This is a genomic window from Rhodospirillales bacterium, from assembly GCA_023898765.1.
Classification (GTDB): domain Bacteria; phylum Pseudomonadota; class Alphaproteobacteria; order Micavibrionales; family Micavibrionaceae.
Map to the genome: position 1 here is coordinate 1,528,617 of CP060238.1, position 18,834 is coordinate 1,547,450.

17 protein-coding genes and 5 tRNA genes are annotated in these 18,834 nt (G+C 53.8%); 3 read left to right on the top strand and 19 right to left on the bottom strand.

Features of this window, described 5'->3' with window-relative positions:
* Window positions 1-8: 8 nt before the first annotated feature.
* From H6853_07410 to H6853_07440, 7 genes are all read right to left on the bottom strand, one after another.
* A complete protein-coding gene (locus H6853_07410; GenBank protein USO03355.1) occupies window positions 9-1,577 on the bottom strand; it encodes a methionine--tRNA ligase in 1,569 nt (522 codons plus the stop codon).
* 26 nt (window positions 1,578-1,603) lie between these two features.
* Window positions 1,604-2,749, bottom strand: a complete 1,146-nt coding sequence (locus tag H6853_07415; GenBank protein USO03356.1) for a DNA polymerase III subunit delta' — start codon at window positions 2,747-2,749, stop codon at window positions 1,604-1,606.
* On the bottom strand, window positions 2,742-3,371 hold the full coding sequence (locus H6853_07420; GenBank protein ID USO03357.1) for a dTMP kinase: 630 nt from the start codon (window positions 3,369-3,371) through the stop codon (window positions 2,742-2,744). Before H6853_07420 ends, H6853_07415 begins: the two co-directional genes overlap by 8 nt.
* Complete coding sequence (locus tag H6853_07425; GenBank protein ID USO03358.1) at window positions 3,364-4,518, bottom strand: D-alanyl-D-alanine carboxypeptidase; 1,155 nt, start codon at window positions 4,516-4,518, stop codon at window positions 3,364-3,366. Before H6853_07425 ends, H6853_07420 begins: the two co-directional genes overlap by 8 nt.
* 90 nt (window positions 4,519-4,608) lie before the next feature.
* Complete coding sequence (locus H6853_07430) at window positions 4,609-5,586, bottom strand: septal ring lytic transglycosylase RlpA family protein (GenBank protein USO03359.1); 978 nt, start codon at window positions 5,584-5,586, stop codon at window positions 4,609-4,611.
* A gap of 59 nt (window positions 5,587-5,645) precedes the next feature.
* Window positions 5,646-6,614, bottom strand: a complete 969-nt coding sequence (locus tag H6853_07435; protein ID USO03360.1) for a lytic murein transglycosylase — start codon at window positions 6,612-6,614, stop codon at window positions 5,646-5,648.
* Window positions 6,601-7,449: a YdcF family protein gene (locus tag H6853_07440; protein USO03361.1), complete on the bottom strand. Its 849-nt coding sequence runs from the start codon at window positions 7,447-7,449 to the stop codon at window positions 6,601-6,603. Before H6853_07440 ends, H6853_07435 begins: the two co-directional genes overlap by 14 nt.
* A gap of 76 nt (window positions 7,450-7,525) precedes the next feature.
* Between H6853_07440 and H6853_07445 the strand changes: the two genes are divergently transcribed.
* Together H6853_07445 and H6853_07450 are read left to right on the top strand one after the other, a co-directional pair.
* Window positions 7,526-7,615: transfer RNA gene (locus H6853_07445), tRNA-Ser, on the top strand.
* A 35-nt stretch (window positions 7,616-7,650) separates the two neighbouring features.
* A tRNA-Arg gene (locus tag H6853_07450) sits at window positions 7,651-7,727 on the top strand.
* A gap of 116 nt (window positions 7,728-7,843) precedes the next feature.
* Here H6853_07450 and H6853_07455 read toward each other — a convergent pair.
* From H6853_07455 to clpP, 4 genes are all read right to left on the bottom strand, one after another.
* Window positions 7,844-7,919 (bottom strand) — tRNA-Val (locus tag H6853_07455).
* A 100-nt stretch (window positions 7,920-8,019) separates the two neighbouring features.
* On the bottom strand, window positions 8,020-8,295 hold the full coding sequence (locus H6853_07460) for an HU family DNA-binding protein (protein USO03362.1): 276 nt from the start codon (window positions 8,293-8,295) through the stop codon (window positions 8,020-8,022).
* Window positions 8,296-8,413: 118 nt separating this feature from the next.
* Window positions 8,414-10,837, bottom strand: coding sequence for an endopeptidase La (gene lon, locus H6853_07465; protein ID USO03363.1), 2,424 nt, complete (start codon window positions 10,835-10,837; stop codon window positions 8,414-8,416).
* 154 nt (window positions 10,838-10,991) lie between these two features.
* Window positions 10,992-11,639 carry an ATP-dependent Clp endopeptidase proteolytic subunit ClpP gene (gene clpP / locus H6853_07470; protein USO03364.1) on the bottom strand — a complete coding sequence of 216 codons (648 nt, stop codon included), beginning with the start codon at window positions 11,637-11,639 and terminating at the stop codon, window positions 10,992-10,994.
* Window positions 11,640-11,822: 183 nt separating this feature from the next.
* On the opposite strand from clpP, the gene H6853_07475 reads away from it, so the two are divergent.
* The gene (locus tag H6853_07475; protein USO03365.1) at window positions 11,823-12,395 is read left to right on the top strand and encodes a hypothetical protein; all 573 of its coding nucleotides are present in this window, start codon (window positions 11,823-11,825) and stop codon (window positions 12,393-12,395) included.
* A gap of 31 nt (window positions 12,396-12,426) precedes the next feature.
* On the opposite strand, the gene H6853_07480 is transcribed toward H6853_07475, so the two are convergent.
* The 8 genes from H6853_07480 to H6853_07515 all read right to left on the bottom strand — a co-directional run bounded on the left by H6853_07480 (window position 12,427) and on the right by H6853_07515 (window position 18,788).
* Window positions 12,427-13,839: a trigger factor gene (locus H6853_07480; protein USO03366.1), complete on the bottom strand. Its 1,413-nt coding sequence runs from the start codon at window positions 13,837-13,839 to the stop codon at window positions 12,427-12,429.
* Window positions 13,840-13,922: 83 nt separating this feature from the next.
* Window positions 13,923-14,008: transfer RNA gene (locus H6853_07485), tRNA-Leu, on the bottom strand.
* 83 nt (window positions 14,009-14,091) lie between these two features.
* The gene (locus tag H6853_07490; protein ID USO03367.1) at window positions 14,092-15,546 is read right to left on the bottom strand and encodes an NAD(P)H-hydrate dehydratase; all 1,455 of its coding nucleotides are present in this window, start codon (window positions 15,544-15,546) and stop codon (window positions 14,092-14,094) included.
* Window positions 15,539-16,882, bottom strand: a complete 1,344-nt coding sequence (locus tag H6853_07495; GenBank protein ID USO03368.1) for a hypothetical protein — start codon at window positions 16,880-16,882, stop codon at window positions 15,539-15,541. The genes H6853_07490 and H6853_07495 overlap by 8 nt, the downstream gene beginning before the upstream one ends.
* An 85-nt stretch (window positions 16,883-16,967) precedes the next feature.
* The gene (locus H6853_07500; GenBank protein ID USO03369.1) at window positions 16,968-17,609 is read right to left on the bottom strand and encodes a DUF1109 family protein; all 642 of its coding nucleotides are present in this window, start codon (window positions 17,607-17,609) and stop codon (window positions 16,968-16,970) included.
* Window positions 17,602-18,150: a sigma-70 family RNA polymerase sigma factor gene (locus tag H6853_07505; protein ID USO03370.1), complete on the bottom strand. Its 549-nt coding sequence runs from the start codon at window positions 18,148-18,150 to the stop codon at window positions 17,602-17,604. The genes H6853_07500 and H6853_07505 overlap by 8 nt, the downstream gene beginning before the upstream one ends.
* Before the next feature lie 74 nt (window positions 18,151-18,224).
* Window positions 18,225-18,301, bottom strand: a tRNA-Pro gene (locus H6853_07510).
* A gap of 31 nt (window positions 18,302-18,332) precedes the next feature.
* Window positions 18,333-18,788 carry a DUF192 domain-containing protein gene (locus H6853_07515; protein ID USO04633.1) on the bottom strand — a complete coding sequence of 152 codons (456 nt, stop codon included), beginning with the start codon at window positions 18,786-18,788 and terminating at the stop codon, window positions 18,333-18,335.
* Between the last annotated feature and the right edge of the window lie 46 nt (window positions 18,789-18,834).

The window sequence follows — 18,834 nt, forward strand, 5'->3', positions numbered from 1 at the left end:
AGAGAATCCTATTCCGCCGCCTCTTCAATCTGGATGCGGGGGAAGACTCCTTCCGGCGCGGGTAAGGATGTGCCGGATTTGAGCATATGACCTGCGGAGATATGTGCATAATCGCGCGCGTCTTCCGGAACGGCCAGTTGATCCAGCATTTTCGCGGCCGAGCCCGGCACCACGGGCTGCACGGCAATGGCAAGGCAGCGGATTGTTTCGGCCAGCACGTAAAGCACCGTTCCCATACGATTCGTATCGGTTTTTTTCAGGGCCCACGGGGCCTGCTCATCAATATAGGCGTTGGCCGCGTCCACCAGCTTCCAGATTTTTTCCAGCCCGCGGTTAAAGCGGAACGCGCTAAATTCCTCCCGGATTTGCGGCATCATCTCTTCATGCGCATGGGTCATCAACGCCCGGTCTTCCGGCGTAAAGTCGCCGTGCGCGGGCACTTTTCCCTCGCAGTTTTTGGCAATCATGGACAGGCTGCGCTGCGCCAGGTTTCCCAACCCGTTGGCCAGGTCCGAATTGATCCGCTCGATCGCGTGCGCCTCCGAAAAATTCCCGTCCTGTCCGTGCGGCACTTCGCGCATCAGCAAATAGCGCATCTGGTCCAGCCCGAACGTGTCAACCAGATAAGAGGGCGAAATCACATTACCGACGGATTTGGACATTTTCTGCCCTTCCACATTGATAAAGCCGTGGGCGAAAACACATTTGGGCAGTTCCAGCCCCGCCGCCATCAGAAAGGCCGGCCAGTAAACGCAGTGGAAACGGATAATATCCTTGCCGATGACATGGAAATCCGCCGGCCAGAATGTCCGGTAGGAGTCGGAGTCCGTATCGGGATACCCGACCCCCGTAATATAATTGGTCAGCGCATCCAGCCAGACATACATCACATGGTCCGGATCGCCGGGCACGGGCACGCCCCATTTAAAATTTGTTCTTGAAATGGAAACGTCCTGCAGGCCCTTCTTCACAAACGAAATGACTTCATTGCGCCGGCTCTCCGGTTCAATGAACTCCGGACGGTCCGCGTAAAGTTGAAGCAATTTCTCCGTATAAGCCGATAACCTGAAGAAATAACTTGGTTCTTCGACCCACTCCACCGGTGCACCGCTTGGAGCAAGTTTGGTTCCGTCCGGGGCTTCCGTGAGTTCGCTTTCCGTGAAATACCCCTCATCCCGCACCGAATACCAGCCGTTATAGTGGCCCAGATAAATATCCTCCGGATTGTTTTTCCCGATCGCATTCCAGATGCCTTGCGAGGCTTTATAGTGGCGCGGTTCCGTGGTGCGGATAAAATCGTCGTTGGAGATATTCAGGTCTTTGGTTTGCTGCACGAATTCCGCCGCGATCTTGTCGCAAAACGCCTTCGGTGCCATGCCGTTCTTTTCGGCCGTTTTGGCAACTTTTTGACCGTGTTCGTCCGTCCCGGTCAGGAAGAACACCTCATGCCCGTCGAGGCGCTTGAAACGCGCCATGACATCCGTCAAAATTCCCTCATAGGCATGCCCCAGATGCGGCGATCCATTCACATAAGAAATAGCGGTTGTGATATAAAAAGCCGGTTTTGTGCCAGCCATGTGAAACTCCTGTCCGTTTTCGTTTTTTATTCAAACATTGCAAAAGCGCCAATGACGCCCTGCCTGCGATCGAGGTTGGCGCTCTGGACGCAGGCAAAATGCTCCTCCAGTCTTTCACAGATTTGGCTCCATTGTTCAAGAGAATAATGGGCCAGCAGGCGGGGAACAAACGCTTCCGAAAGCGGCGCCTCCAGAGTCCCGATCCCCCTCGCCTTCGCCATTGTCAGGCTTTGTGCGACCCAAAGCAGGATATCGCGAAACCCTAAAAAGGCTTTATCCTGCCCGTGCCGGCCCAGCATCTCGGCGGTCTGATGAATGGCTTTCCAATCCCATTCCGGCCAGGCGGACAGCAGGTCCATGACACTTTGGACGGATTCACGCCCGCCTTCCTCAAGAATCCTGATCGCGGCGCCAATGCTCCCCTCGGCGATGGTCGCGATCATTTCCAGTTCTTTCGGCTCGGCGGCGGGCTCATAACGCCGAAGCAGGTCCAGAACGATACCGCGCGGCAAAGCGGGGAAGGAAAAAGTACGGCAGCGCGAGCGGATAGTCGGGATCATGGCTCCCGCCCTGTGCGCAATCAGGATCAAAAGGACGCGCGGCGGCGGCTCTTCAAGGATTTTAAGCAAAGCGTTCTGGGCGTTGCGGTTCATGGTATCGGCATCGTCGACAATCACGATGCGCCAGCCGCCCTGCTCCGAAGGGGTCATCCGTAAAAAAGGCGTCACTTTCCGGGCCGTTTCCACATCGACGGACGATTTTTGAACGCCTTTCTTTTCATCCATCGGCCGCCCGATGGTTAAAAGATCGGGATGGCCGCCGGAGGCCACTTTGTGAAAAACGGGATGGTCCGTCTCGATAGCGAGGCTCGCCGCAGGCGGAAGGGATTCTCCGAACAGACTGTCCTGCGCGGCTCCGGCGCTTCCGTTTTTCAGAAGATAGCGGGCCAGCCGGAACGCCATCGTGGACTTCCCGACACCGCCGGGACCGGCAAAGATCAGCGCATGCGGCAAAGCGCCGCTATTCACAGCCTGCAGGAGGGCTTTTTCAATCTCCTCCTGACCCGGACAATCCGGGTTTTGCCGGGGCGCAAGCAGGACATCCTCGCGCAAAGACGCCTCGGCGGCCTCAAGCCCCCCTCCTTCTTCAAGTTCTTCGAACCCTTCAAACATCAAGTCTTTTCAAAACCTCCGCCAGAATTTTTTCCGCAATCGCCTCGACCGTCCCCGTGGCGTCAATCAGGACGCAGCGCTGCGGGTTCTCTTTTGCGATGCAGCGGTAGCCTTCCCGCAGGCGATCATGAAACGCGAGACCGTTTTCCTCGAACGTGTCGTCGCCCTGCGCCCGCCCTGTGGCGCGGACCAGGCCTTCCCGCGGGTCGATATCGAATATGAACGTTAAATCCGGCTCAAAATCGCCAATAGCGGCGCGTTTGACCCCTTCCAGCCTTTCAGGGTCATACCCTTGCGCATACCCCTGATAGGCGCGCGTTGAATCTGTGAAGCGGTCGGAGATAACGATTTTCCCCTCTTCCAGCGCGGGCCGGATCAGGGTTTCCACATGAAGCGCCCGGGCGGTAAACATGAGCATCGTCTGCGCGGCCAGCGGCCAGTCTTTTCCCTTATGCGCCACAAAGACATCCCGCAACGCCTCTCCTGCGGGCGTCCCGCCGGGCTCCCGCGTCTGGACAACCTGAAAGCCCCTGTTTTGCAGCGTCTGCGCCAGAAGCCTGATCTGGGTGGTTTTGCCGGCGCCCTCCCCGCCTTCAAGGGTAATGAACAGACCTTCACTCATGTGACATCATGCCGCCAATACGTATTTTCAATCTTTCGAGCCAGGCTTTAAAGAATCCGAGCTTTTCAACCTCTTCCCCGGCCAGCAACGGATATTCCATTGGCGCCATGGAGGGGATTGTCACAACGAGCGTCCCGACCTGCGCCCCCTTGACAACAGGCGCATCCAGAGGCTTCGGATACTTCGCTTCCACATGAACGGCGTTTTTTTCCATTTTCGGAACCGTCAGCAAAAGCGGCGCCCCCAAAACAAGGGGAACCTTTTTTGCTTTCCCCATCGACACGGGCGCCTCTTCCACTGTTTCCCCCGCCTCGAAAAGCTGCATATTTTGGAAAACCCGCAAACCCCAGTCCAGCAGACGCCCGGATTCCTTCGCCCGCTCTTCCTTGCTCTCCATCCCGTTTAAAACAAGCACGACACGCCGCCCGTCACGGGTGCCGGACGCCATCAATCCATATCCGCCGGATTCCGTATGGCCGGTTTTAAGCCCGTCAGCCCCTATGTTTTTGTATAAAAGGGGGTTGCGGTTTTCCTGCCGGATGTTGTTATAGGTAAATTCTTTTTCGGCAAAATATTTGTAATACTCCGGAAAATCTTCGATGGTTTTAAGGCTCAGGCGCGCGAGATCCCGGACCGTTGAATAATGATTTTCATCCGGCCAGCCGCTTGCATTCACGAAGTGGCTGTTTTCCATCCCCAGTTCCGCCGCTTTCTGGTTCAGCGCCGCCGCAAAGATGTCTTCGGTGCCAGAGAGCCCTTCGGCCAGCACAATCGTCGCATCATTGCCGGACTGAATGATAACGCCACGGATCAAATCCTCGACTTTTACCGTCTTGCCCACAGGCACAAACATTTTGGAACCGCCCATCGCCCATGCTTTTTCACTGACGTCCAGATCCGTATCGAGCTGGATATCTCCCTTTTTAAGCGCTTCGAAGACCACATACATCGTGATGACCTTGCTCATGGAAGAGGTCGGCACTTTTTCATCTGCGGCTTTTTCAAACAAGACCTGCCCTGTTTCGGCATCCAGAATAATGGCCTGCCGGGCCGTCGTCGTAATGGAGGCCGCAAAGCCGCATGCCGGAAATCCCAGAATAAAAACCGGGGCAAAAAGTAAAGAAAAAACAATAAGAACTGGCCGCATGATATTCCTTTTGCTGGACTCGAAAAAAGATGCCCCCATGAAACCGCAGGGAGGCCCGAACGTCAATGATGCTTTGACGAAGCTTTTAAATTAATCGGCAACCAGAACGGCGCCTTTATTGCCCAGCGCGACAAGCTGGTTCAAAGCGGCATCCGCCTGCGCCACTTGCATATAAGGTCCCAGACGCACGCGGAAAAAGGGCGCGCCGTTCACGCGGGCCATATAAACCCTGGAGGGGCCGATAGAAGAAATTTTTTCGCTTAAAGAGAGCGCGTTCTGCTCCTGCGAAAACGCCCCGGCCTGAACATAGATATTGTTTCCGTTTGCTATGACAGGTTTTCTGGCAGGAATCTCCGATAACTGCACCTGTGATATTCTTTCAGGAGGCAAAGGCTGGCGCTCAACAGACGCCAGCTGAACGGGTTTCTGCGCAGGCGCCGCCGGCACATCCGCACTCGCATAACGGGAAGATTCAAACGGTTTTAAAGACGTGCCGGAGCGCGCTCGATTATTCGCCGCAATTTCATAACCTCTTGTGTCCCTTCCCTCTTTGGCCAGTTTTGCCACGTTCAGGCTCTCATCCGTCAGAACCTCCAGTTTGATCCGGGCCGTTCCCGCGCCCTTGAAACCGAGCAGGGTGGCAGCGCGTTCGGAAACATCCAGAATACGGTTATGCGCATAAGGTCCACGGTCATTCACCCGCAGAATAAGGGATTTACGGTTATCCAGATTGGTGACGCGAATAATGGAAGGCAGCTGCAACGTCCTGTGCGCAGCCGTCAGAGCGTTCTTGTCGAAAATTTCGCCATTGGCCGTTTTCTTGCCGTTAAAATTCGGCCCGTACCACGACGCTGTACCGGTCTGGGTATAACGGAATCTTTCTACGGGCGTGTACTGGCGCCCTGCCACTCTGTAGGGCGTGCCGACTTTATACATCCCGGCACTTTTTCCGGCGGAAGGATCGGGAAAAGCCTGTTTGGCCAGATGGGCCGCATATTGCGTTTCGCTACAGGCGGATAAAAGAAAAACGGCGCCAAAAAGAAAGAAGATTTTTTTCCAGTTTGTCATGTTGTTCGCTCTGGTTTGTTTCACTCTGGGTTTGTTATGAAAGATATCGGAAGAACCTTTTACCGACTTGCAATACGATCTGCAAGCAGTCCGACGGATGTTGCAAAATAGGTCGACCTGTTCCAGGCCATAATTGTCCGGTAGTTATTATACACAATATATGCCTCTCCCGCCAGTCCATCCGGCGCCACAACCGAAGCGGGCATATCTCCGGCAGGCAACGCCCCGCCGCCGTGAAGCCGGATACCCATGCGGGCCCATTCGGACAACGGTTTCCCGACCTTTGGCCCGATCATGTTTTGGTTGAATCCCTGCGGAATCCGGACCCGCTGCCCCCATTTTTCGCCCGGTTTCCAGCCGTTTTTTACCAGATAATTGGCCGTGGAAGAGAATATGTCAATTTCTGTGTCCCAGATATCCCGCCGGCCGTCACGGTTGCCGTCCACGGCATAGGCATTGAAGCTGCTGGGCATGAACTGGTTTTGCCCCATGGCGCCGGCCCATGAGCCTTTCATATTGGCGGCCGAGACATGGCCCGCATCGATAATTTTAAGGGCGTTTATGAGCTCTTTTTTGAAAAAAGCGCCCCGCCGCCCTTCCCAGGCCAGCGTCGCCAGGGCCGGAACAACCTGGAATCCGCCGGTGTTAGAGCCAAAATTGGTTTCGATCCCCCAGAGCGCAACCACATATTCCGGGGCGACGCCGTATCGGCGCTCGACTTCGTCCAGCTCCCTTTTGTACGCCTGAACAAGCTCCCTTCCATCCTGAACGCGCTTTTCGTTCACCACCATTTTACGGTAATCTGCGAATGTTTTTTTCCATTCCGGCTGCTTTTTATCCAGCTCAATAACCCTTTGGAGCGGCTGGATGTTGCCGAGGGCGGAGTTGATCGTTTTTTGTGAAATCCCGCTCTGCAAAGCCTCTCTCTTGAATCCCTGCAGCCATACATCAAAAGAAGCGGCTTGAGCTTCAACCGAATAAAAACAAACAAAAACAAAGAGTAATAAAAGTTTTTTAATGTAAGTCATTAAGATTTTTTTCCGAAGCCGCTTTTTGACCGAAGACAATATCCGTTCTTTTCGGAAACGGCAAAGTGCTTTTTCCGCCGAGATAGTAAAAGAAGGTCCCCAGGACTTCCTTGATCCCCACGGTCAAGGCTGAAAAATTCCCGCCTGCATCTAGCATGTCCGGGAAAAGGCGGTATTTTCCATCGGTTCTGGGATCGCTTGGATAGGGAATGACCCCCCACCCCAGACTGTTGAACACGGCCACGATGCGCGGCATATGATAGGCGGAGGTCACGACGATCCATTTTTCCCTCTGCTTCGGTTTCACGAGCGCCTTCGTATTGAGCGCATTTTCAAAACTGTTGCGGGAACGGCTTTCGAACAGGATATTCTGAGGCGCAAACCCTATAGATTGGAAAAAGGCTTTCGCGTCGTCCGCTTCCTTGCGGTCCGGCTGGCGGATATCCCCTGTTCCGCCGCTGAAAACAAGCCGGGCCTGGGGATAGTTTCTGGCCAGTTCCACAAAGGTAATCAGGCGGTCTATATTGTCATTCGCCGCGCCCTGCCCCGTCTTTTCACTTATATAGGAATCGAACGCCCCGCCCAGGACGATAATTCCCGCAATTTTTTCAGGCAAAAACTGCGGCCTTTCATATTGTTTCTCCAGATAGGTCACGAGGGCCGGGCCGACCGGAACCACACCGAAAAACACAAACAGGGCCGCAGCGATCAAGATCAGGCGCGTTCCTGTGCCGCTTCGCCAGATCCGCACAAGGCCGCCAGCGGCGAAAAGGAGAAGCAACGCGTTCAGTGGCGAGGCCAGAATCCACAAAATTTTTGCAGCGTAAAAGAACATTCAGGTTTCATAGCAGATATTTCCTTTACTGATAAGCCTCTACCGATTATCGTCCACCGTCTGGGATCAACCAGACGGAAGCGTGGCAGAGTGGTTGAATGCACCGGTCTTGAAAACCGGCATGGGTGCAAGCCCATCCAGGGTTCGAATCCCTGCGCTTCCGCCAGATTTTCTCGCCCGCGGTTTCAAGGGTTGAACAGGGCGCCCGTAGCTCAACTGGATAGAGCACCTGCCTTCTAAGCAGGATGTTGCAGGTTCGAGTCCTGCCGGGCGCGCCATTTTCCCTGAAAATGCCCTGCCCTCGGAACAATCGCCCCCCCTTAAAGAAGGACTCCTCATTCCGCTGTCCCAAAAAAGGAACAAGTCCAACGGTAATCCGAATGAATGCAGTAAATGGTGGGCGGTGAGGGGCTCGAACCCCCGACCCTCTCGGTGTAAACGAGATGCTCTCCCAGCTGAGCTAACCGCCCTTTTTGACAGGTCCGATATCAGTAATGAGTAATCGGCAGAATTTCAAGCCAAAAATAAGGCCCCCGAAAGGGGGCCTTATTCGAAACATTGTCGGCAGGACTATTTGTTAACAGCTGTTTTCAGCTCTTTACCTGCTTTGAATTTTGCATTTTTGGAAGCCGGAATTTTGATAGGCTCACCTGTGCGTGGGTTGCGGCCTGTTGTGGCGGCACGTTTGGCAACGGAGAATGTACCGAAACCAACGAAGCGTGCATCCTGACCTTTTTTCAAAGTCGCTGTGATACCGGAAAATACGGAATCAACGGCTTTTTGGGCGTCTGCTTTGGTGAGGTCTGCTTTCTTCGCAACATATTCGATAAGTTCTGCTTTATTCATGAGAATCCCCTTTGTTAAAGTTGATAAGTTATTTTTTTAGATCACAGGCCAAAAGGCTTTGTACCCCTCGGTTTCCAACAATCTGATGATTCTTTTCTAGGACTTTTTTAAAGAAGACTCAATGGTGAATTACACCTTCCCCCTTATTTTCTGGGGATTTCGTACTAATTTTCTCTATTTGTTCCCCTTTTTCCGGCAAAATCGGCTCCGGCATACGCAGCAAAGCATGGGAAAGAACCTCTTCGATTGTTCCCACAGGCACAATTTCCAGACCTTTTTTTACCTTGTCGGGGATATCGGCCAGATCTTTTTCGTTGTCTTTGGGAATCAAAACCTTGGTAATGCCGCCGCGCATGGCCGCCAGCAGTTTTTCTTTCAGGCCGCCAATCGCCGTCACATGGCCGCGCAAATTGATCTCGCCCGTCATTGCAATGTCCCGGCGCACATCAATACCGGTCAAAGCGGAAATGATGGCTGTTGTCATCGCCGCGCCGGCGGAAGGGCCGTCCTTGGGCGTCGCCCCTTCGGGCACGTGGACATGAATGCTTTTTTCCTTGAGCGTTTCGTAATCAATCCCGAACTGCGCGGCCCGCGACTTCATCAACATTTCGGCGACCGTAATGGATTCCTTCATGACTTCCTTGATGTTCCCCGTGGTCGTCACCTTGCCGTCCTTGCCCGGCATGGTCACCGCCTCGATCGAAAGAAGGTCGCCGCCGGATTCGGTATAGGCCAGTCCGTTGACCACGCCGACGCGATCCTGTTCTTCCACTTCGCCATAACGGAATTTCCGCACGCCTGCAAAACGTTCCAAAGATTTTGGCGTGATGGATATTTTTTTCTTTCTCTTCATCAGGATTTCCTTGATGGCCTTGCGGCAGAGATTGGCGATTTCGCGCTCCAGATTCCGCACGCCCGCCTCGCGGGTGTAATAGCGGATCAAATGGCGGATGACGGTATCGCTAATAACGAGTTCGCCTTTTTTAAGCCCTGCGGCCTTCACCTGTTTTGACAGCAGATGCAGCTTGGCGATCTGAAGTTTTTCATCCTCGGTGTAGCCGGAGATGCGAATGATTTCCATCCGGTCCAAAAGAGGCTGGGGCATATTCAACGTGTTGGCGGTGCAGATGAACATGACGTCCGACAGATCGTAATCCAGCTCCAGATAATGGTCGTTGAATTTTGCGTTTTGTTCCGGATCCAGAACTTCCAGCAGGGCCGAACTCGGATCGCCCCGCCAGTCGGACCCCAGCTTGTCCACCTCGTCCAGCAGGAAAAGCGGATTGGATGTTTTGGCCTTCTTCATCCCCTGGATAATCTTGCCCGGCATCGCGCCGATATAGGTCCGGCGGTGCCCGCGGATTTCGCTTTCGTCCCGCACGCCGCCCAAAGACATGCGCACGAAATTGCGGTTTGTCGCCCGCGCGATCGACTGCCCCAGAGAGGTTTTTCCTACCCCCGGCGGTCCCAGAAGGCACAGGATGGACCCTTTGACCTTTCCGGTGCGCTGCTGCACGGCCAGATATTCAAGAATCCGTTCCTTGACCTTGTCCAGCCCGTAATGATCTTTGTCCAAAACGCTGCGCGCGAGTTTAATATCCTTTTTCACGCGGGAGCGTTTTTTCCACGGCAGATCCAGAATCCAGTCCAGATAATTCCGGACCACCGTCGCCTCTGCGGACATGGGGCTCATCTGGCGCAGTTTTTTAAGTTCGACCTTCGCTTTTTCGCGCGCTTCCTTGGAAAGCTTTGTTTCGTTAATTTTCTTTTCTATTTCTCCAAGCTCATCCAGCCCGTCCTCGCCTTCGCCAAGCTCTTTCTGGATCGCCTTCATTTGCTCGTTGAGATAATATTCGCGCTGGGTTTTTTCCATCTGGCGCTTTACGCGGTTGCGGATGCGTTTTTCCACCTGAAGGACGCCGATTTCCCCCTCCATCAGACTATAGATTTTTTCCAGCCGTTCCGCAGAGCCCGGCAGGGACAGAAGCTGCTGTTTCTCCTCGATCTTCAAAGCCAGATGCGAGGCGATCGTGTCCGCCATTTTCGAAGGTTCGTCAATCTGGTTCACCGAGACAATGACTTCCGGCGGAATTTTTTTGTTGAGCTTCACATATTGTTCGAATTGCGTGATCGCCGCGCGGGCCAAGGCTTCAAGTTCGTCTTTATCCGAAGAGGCATCCTTGATCTCAAACGCGGCGGCTTCTATAAAGCCGTCCTCATGTTCCGTATAGTTCCTGATTTTGGCGCGGGTCAGCCCCTCCACCAGAACCTTGACCGTTCCGTCAGGCAGTTTCAAAAGCTGGAGGATGGAACCGACAACACCGACCCCGTACAAATCATCCGGCCCCGGATCGTCGTCGGAAGGCGATTTTTGCGTGACCAGCAAAACCTGCTTGTCGCTTTCCATGACATGCTCCAGCGCCTTGACGGATTTTTCCCGCCCGACAAACAAAGGCACAATCATATGGGGAAAAACCACGATATCGCGCAAGGGCAAAACCGCGTATTTCTGCTCTTTGGAAGATGTTCCTGTTATCCGCATAATGTTTTGATTCCTCACTCCCGCCACTCAAAAGCGGCACCGTTCCCTGACATCATAAGACAAACCACCGCGATTGATTCTTAAACCAAAAAGGTAAAGAGCCTGTAAAGATACGAAAACTATAGCAGAGAAACCAAGAAAAAATCAAAGTTCGTTAACTTTTCTTCTTGTCTTTATCGTCGGTTTCGCCGTGCGCACTGACAACCTTGTCAATGAGGCCGAATTTTCTGGCTTCCTCGGCGGACATAAAGTTATCGCGCTCCATGGCTTTTTCGATCTCGGAGAGTTTTTTGCCCGTATGCTGCACATAAATATTATTCAGGGTGGCACGAAGCCGCAGGATCTCTTTCGCCTGAATTTCGATGTCCGTCGCCTGCCCCTGCGCCCCGCCCGAAGGCTGGTGCACCATAATCCTGGAATTGGGCAAGGAAAACCGTTTGCCCGCCGCGCCCGCCATCAAAAGCAGCGAGCCCATGGAGGCGGCCTGTCCGATACAAACGGTAGAGACTTCGGGCTTGATGTACTGCATCGTGTCATACATCGCCATACCGGACGTCACGACCCCGCCCGGCGAATTGATGTAAAAGGAAATATCCTTGGTCGGGTTTTCGGACTCCAGAAACAAAAGCTGGGCGCAAATCAGACTGGAGACATGATCGTTCACTTCGCCGGTCAGGAAAATAATCCGCTCTTTCAAAAGACGGGAGAAAATATCGAAGGCCCTCTCCCCGCGATTGGTCTGTTCGATCACTGTGGGAATAAGGTGGCTGTTATAAACTTCCAAAGGGTCACGCTCGCTCATGCTCAAATATCCGCCTGTCTGGTTGAATCATCGTTAGCAAACCGTAGCCCCCCGCTCCGGTTTGTTCAAGCGTCAATTCACACGGTATCCCCCTTTACTTCCTCTCCGTATTCCATGAAAACACGGCTTGACAAAAAAACGGTCCGTTGTTAGACATAATAAATATTCAAAAGAAAGAGTTTTATGATGAGAGAAACAGCCAAAGCTTATGCGGATCAATGCGCCCTGTTGAGCAGGGTAAAAGGGCAACAAGGGTCCGGCGCCATGCAGCCGAAGCTTTATCAAGTGCTGGATGACACCACGAACGGCCGCCCTCCAGACCTCAGGCTGGTCTGGCTTTTTTATGCCGGAATGGGAGAAATCGGGGTAAGTGAAATGAAAAACCCCGATGAAAAACAGGCCGCCGCAGAACTGATAGAAAAAGGAAAACTTGTCCCGACGATGCGCGAATATGAGGGCGGCACGGGGAAGATCCTTCGTTTAACGCACTTTGATGACGTCCATTGGGGAAAGACAAGACAGGGCGATCTCCTTATTTACGAACTATCCGACAACCCCAATATTCCTGACACGATCATTCGCCCGGGTGAACGGCATGACGCGGCCATTGCCCTTCTCAAAGAACGTATAAAATGGGGTATGGCGCAGGAAGACGATCCTGTGCTGCTTTCCAACAAGCGCGACAAAATCACCCCTATTCTGACCGATGAACACGTAATTCAAATGCGCAAAAGACAAAAAGGGCTAACACCGTAGCCCTTTTTGCTGATCTGTTTTTTTAAAGCCTCTATGCGGATTTTTTGGCAGCTTTCTTCGTTGCCGGCTTTTTATCGGAAGATTTTTTCTTGGCGGCCGCCTTTTTCTCAGGTTTAGGCGTTTCTTCTTCGTCTTCCTCGGCCGTCAGTTCCTCAACGGACACTTCTTTTTCTGTAATGTCCGCCAAAGAGAAAACATGATCGACGACCTTGTCTTCAAAAAGGGGCGCGCGCAGGGATTCAAGCATTTGCGGGTTTTTCTGGTAATATTCAAAAACTATCTTTTCCTGCCCCGGATATTTACGGGCTTCGGCGATAACCGCCTGCTGCAATTCCTGATCTGTCACGGTAATTTTGTTTTTATTCCCGACATCGGACAAAACGAGCCCCAGACGCACGCGGCGCGCCGCAATCTCCCTGAGTTCCGCTTTTTCTTCATCACTGACAGATTTGTCCTCGTCCTCGCTCATTTGACGCTCGGATTCGATCTGCTTCAAAATCAGCTCGTATTCCGCCTCCAGCATCCCTTTCGGAAGATCGAAGACGTGCTTTTCATCCAGAACGTCGAGAAGGGCGCGCTTGAGCTTCATCCGGCTGAGGCTTGCGTATTCGCGGCCCATTTGCTCCTCAACGGCGGCACGCAGCGCTTTTTCATCCTCCAGGCCAAGGGATTTGGCGAAGTCGTCGTTAATTTCCCCTTTGGCTTTTTCGTGAATTTCCTCGATCTTCACGTCGAAAACCGCGTCGCGGCCCGCCAGTTCTTTCGCCCCGTATTCTTTCGGGAACGTCACATTAACCTCTACGGTTTCCCCCGCTTTTTTGCCGATCAACTGGTCTTCAAACCCGGGGATAAACTGCCCCGATCCGAGTTCGAGCTTATGGCCATGCGCATGCATGCCTTCATGCTCCACGCCGTCATCCCTGGTCCGGCCATGGAAATCGATCACCAGAATATCACCTTTTTTGGTGGCGCGATTGCCTTCGATCGGCTTGCTCGAAGGATTTTGATCCGCAATGCGCTGCAAAGACTCATCGACGGCTTTTTTATCCACTTTGGCCACAGGCTTTTCAAGCTTCAAGCCTTTCAAATCCATGACTTTAAATTCAGGAAGGGTATCCACTTCTATTTTAAAAGTCAGGTCCTTGCCTTCGTCGAATTCCTTGACCTCGATTTTCGGCTGCATCGCGGGCTTTATGTCTTTGTCCTTGAGCGCCCTGGCAGAGCTTTCATTCACCGCTTTTTCCAGCACTTCGCCCATCACGGCGCGGCCATAGCGTTTTTTCAGAATGGTCATCGGCGCTTTACCGGGACGGAAACCGGGCAAGCGGACCGTCTTGCCGACTTCCTTCAGGCGCGCTTCCATGTGTTTTTCAATTTCATTGGCCGGCACGGTCACTTCCAGTTCGTGAGACAGACCTTCTGATTTAATTTCTTTAACTTGCATCGTTTTCCTAACCCTAAAAATTAAACTATAAGCACCTGACCGGGGGCCGCGACCAATCGCGCCATAGCACAAGCGAAGGCGGATGGTGCGGGTGAAGGGACTTGAACCCCCACGTCCAAAGGACACCAGAACCTAAATCTGGCGCGTCTACCAGTTCCGCCACACCCGCCAAGCTCCGTCGCCGACCCAAAACAAAGGCCGATGCGGGGTTTTAACCCAAACACTCCCCCAAGCCAAGTGGAATTTGCCCTTTTACAGCGCTTTGAGGACAAGGGGGATCTCGTTCGGCAGGTCGCTCGCCACAAGCCCCTCCCCGAAATGCGCGCCTGCGCGGGCGTGAATCCACACAGACATGCAGGCGGCGTCAAAGGCGCCAACGCCCTGCGCCAGATAACCCGCGATCATCCCCGCCAGAACATCCCCGCTTCCGGCCGTTCCCAATGCGGGCACAGAATCTGAATTAATAACGACCGTTCGATCCGGTGCGCAGATAACCGTATCCGGCCCTTTGAGAAGAACGGCGCACCCGGCCATCTTTGCCGCTTTTTGGCACCGCTCCAGCTTCGAGCCGTCCAGACCGCCGAAAACTCTTTTAAATTCCCCTTCATGCGGGGTCAGGACGCATCTGGAGTGCAGCGCTTCGAACAAAACGTCCGCCTCGCCTTCAAACGCGCTGAGCGCATCCGCATCCAGCACGCAGGGTTTTTCCAGCGCCAGAACATCCAGAACGGCTTTTTGCAGCCCTGCTTTGTCTTTCAGCCCCGCACCCGGCCCGATAAGAACGGCGCTGCGGCGCTCGTCACGACAATGCGCGGCAAAGCCCCCATATCCCTGCCCGTCCTCGATCAGGATGTGCGCCGCGCCTTTGCGGTATATCTCTCCCGTTCCCGGCGGTGCCACAACAGAGCACAGCCCCGCCCCCACCCGCATGGCCGCTTCGGAGGCCAGACGAACCGCCCCCGTCATTGCAGCCCCGCCCATCATCACCACATGGCCTTTTTTATATTTATGCGTATCTGCGGCAGGATGCGGAAGGTGCGCTTTCCAGAGACCGGGATGGTTTTCCAGCGCCGCGAATCCGGTTTCCGCCAGCGCCGCATCCGAAATGCCGATATCATGGACGCTCACCTGCCCGCTGAAACCCGCCCCCGGATACAGCACATGCCCCAGCTTTTTACGGAAAAACGTCACGCTGTATGCGGCCTGCAGGGCATGAGGATCGCCCGCCCCCGTATCTCCATTGACACCGGAGGGAATATCGACTGCGACAACAGGAAGCTTCGCTTCTTTGATTTTTTGAAACAGATCCGTGACAGGAGACTCCAAGGCCCGATCAAATCCGGTCCCGAAAACAGCGTCAAGCACCACCGCATTTTCTGGAATGGGGACCTCTTCAAAAGATTGAGTCTTCCCGTCCCATTTTCCTGCCGCACGCGCCGCATCGCCTTTCAGGGTGCCGGCATCCGTCAGGCAGGCCATATCGACCTCAAATCCCCGGTCTTTCAAGTGTCGGCCCGCGACAAACCCGTCCCCGCCATTATTGCCCGGCCCGCAGAGAATAAGGATGCGCCGACCCGGATAACAGGCTGCAACAACATCCGCAACGGCCCGGCCCGCAGCCTCCATCAGGGTTATCCCGGCGGTGCCGCCTGCAATCGTGAAACGGTCCGCCGCCGCCATCTGGCCGTTGGTGAGAATTTCATGCACGGGAGAATATCCGGTCATAGACAAAAGGAAAAATCATGGCCGCAGCCATAATCCCGACACTGATCCAGTCCGTAAGCTGCCCCGTAAAGAAGAGAACCGTATTGGAAAGCACGGAAAGAAAAACGGCCCAGAAAACAGCATGTCCAGATGGCGGTTTTTCCAAAAGAAGTCCGTACATGACAGGCATCATGCTGCTATATAAATATATCACCAGAAAAAGGAGGGTCGTGATATCCGGCTGCATCAGGGCTACCGCAGCCGTTATCACGAGGACAGCCAGAATGCCCAGCCGCGTATAGAATTTTGGCCGAAGGCCGGCATCCGGGAGGAAACGGCAAAAACCGTCATTCGCCAGACATTGCCCGGCCACGAAAGCAAAACTGTCCAAAGAGGACATGATAACGGCCATAAAGACAACGGCCATAAAGGGCAAAAGCCAGGAGGGCAGAAACAGTTCCATCGCTTTGGGGAAAACCTCCCTGTCGCTAAGGCCGGTCTCCAGCGTTCCCGTCGCCATGGCCAGCAGGGTCAGGCCCGTTAAAAGCAAGACAAGGAAAACCGCCGCAAAAACAAGACTGCCGCGAACGTGGCTTCCCGACTTTGCGGCATAAAGACGCTGCCACAAATCCGCCGTTATAATAAAGGCAGGAAGCACGATGATTACCGTTCCCAAAGCGGCCCAAAAGGGCGTCGCCCTGATTTCTTCCATAAATTTCAGCGGAATATCCGCCTCAACGGCGCCGTAATCTCCAAAGATCAGGAACCCGCCGGTCATGAGCACGATAATCAGGAACTGGATCAGGTCGGTCCGAAGGATCACCGAAAACCCGCCGGAAATCATATAGGCCGCGACGATCAGAACGAAAAACAAAAGGCAGCTTTGATAGGAAAAACCGCTCAGCAGCGATAAAATGGACGCCCCCGCAATCAGTTCCATAATGACAAATAAAGCGTAGATAAACAGGGTAATAAAGGACGTCAGCAGCAACGTCCTGCCACCAAAAAAATACCCGATCAGCGCCGGCAATGTATAAATCTTCTCCTGCGCGGCAATATGCTGGATTTTATGCCCGATAAACATGAGAAAAACAAATCCCAGAACGACGCCGCAGGAAAATAAAAAGATGATGGCGCCGCCGCCGTAAGCGATCGCGGCGATCGAAAAAAGAATATACCCACCCGTCCAGCCTGCCGTTATGCTGATTCCGGCCCGAAAAGCGTTGAGCTTCCGTCCGGAGATCATAAAATCTTCCGGGTTTTCCTGCCGCGAGGTTTTCCATGTCACAACGGCAATGACAGCAATGTAAACGGCAAACAGGACAAAAGAGAGAGTCATGCGTTTCTCCGGACAGGTCAGGGGTGTAAACCGCAAAACCTTAAAGGAAAAAGGTTTTATTGCCAAGCCGGGAGCAAAAATGAGCTTACCACCGGAAAAGCCTGCGGGCGAAAACCCCAATCAGGCTTCCCAAAACGAGGAACGGGACGAAATGATATAAAAAACCATGACCGACATCGTCCATGGAGCAGGTCAGGCGCAGCCCCATCCACCCGGCAGAGCCGACAGCCAGCGTATTCATCAGGGCCAGCCAGTAAGGATGCGTCGTTGTTCCGCCCCGCGAAAAGAAGGCCACAAGGGCCAAAGGAACCATGCCCATGAGAAAGCCGTTTTCAAAACAGTGATCCCAGTGCAGCGGGAAAATGGAAACGCCGTCCATAACCCCGCGCAGCACGCTCCAGAGCACAAAAATCCCTGTCAGGGTCACAGGGACGGCCTTCATCCATTCCTGCCCGCGCATATCGGGAACGCAAAGCCATCCGGCGCAAAGAAGCGCGCTGATCCAGACGGCGCCCGCCAGCGACATTTCGAACAGGAAATTCAGTTCATGGAATTTATCCATCCAGTCCATACGCGGATGCAAGCCGTAGACAGTCGCGGCCAGATACGCCGCCGTCAAAACAAAACAGACGCCGGCCCGCCACAAAGGATGGGCAAGCGGCCGGACAGGATTTAAATCCCCGGACAACCCGTCAATCAAATCCTCCAGTCTTTTTTCGCTAGTCATTCCCCAGTTCCTCACGCAGTTTTTTCAATGTCCGGTGGGCGGAGACTTTCACCGCCGACACATTCATCCCCATTTCGTTTGCGACTTCCTGCGCACTAAATCCTTCTATCTTAATCATCCGGAAAATCCGCCGCTGCCGCTCCGGCAGACGGGAAAGAGCCAGCTCCACATCCCCCAGTTCGCTGATGGAAGGTTGAGTGGTTACATGTTCGTCAGAAAATTCCAGAACATCCACCGGCGAAATCCTGTCCTGCCGCCCCGCATAATATTTGCGCAGATAATCCGTGCGCCGGAAATTCACGATAGCAAGAAGCCAGGGTTTGAAAGGCAGGTCAGGCGAATAGGTTTTCAAGGACTTATGAACCGAAAGAAGCGTTTCCTGAACGATATCTTCCACCGCATCGGCATCCGATAAAGATCCGGACAAGACATTGCGGATATACGGGACAAGCTGCTGCAAAAGCGTATGATAGGCGCGTTTGTCTCCCTTCTGCGCCGCCGCCGCAAGCTCTTGCCAGTCCTGTTGGAATTGTCGGGTCATAAGAGCGACCCTACACGATTTTGCATTCAAAGTAGAGGGGGTTCGATCCCCTGCCCCTTCTGTCAAGGAAAACATGGTCGGAGTGGAGGGATTCGAACCCCCGGCCCTCTGCTCCCAAAGCAGATGCGCTACCAGACTGCGCTACACTCCGACACGGAAAAAGGTTTTTAGACGATTGCGGCTTACTCCGCAACGGTAGAATTGAAAAAAGCGCTGCGGACCTTGTCCCCGGCCTTTATCCCGAGCCGGGCACTCAGCCCGCCGTTGATTTCGAAGACCGCCGCGACCGGGCCATTCGAGGGAATCGTTGTCAAATCGTGCGGACGCGCGTTTTCGTGGATATGGTGGATGCGCCCATCCTTTTTAATGAAAAGCATATCAAGGGGGATCAGGGTGTTTTTCATCCAGAAATTGCGCTCCGCCTCATCGCCGCCGAAATAAAACAGCATCCCTGTTTTTTCCGGCATATCCACCCTGTGCATCAGGCCCTGCGCCTGCTGCGCAGGCGTCAGCGCCAGTTCGGCAAAAAACAGGTGTGTGTTCCCGTCCTGCGTCTCAACCTCCAGCCTGTTCCGAAGGGGAATGTCGGCCCCCTCCTCCGAACACGCCGGAAGCATGAACAAAGCGAGAAGGGACATCAGGAAAAAAAAGGCGGCAGCCTGCTTTGGTTTTGTTGGTTTCATG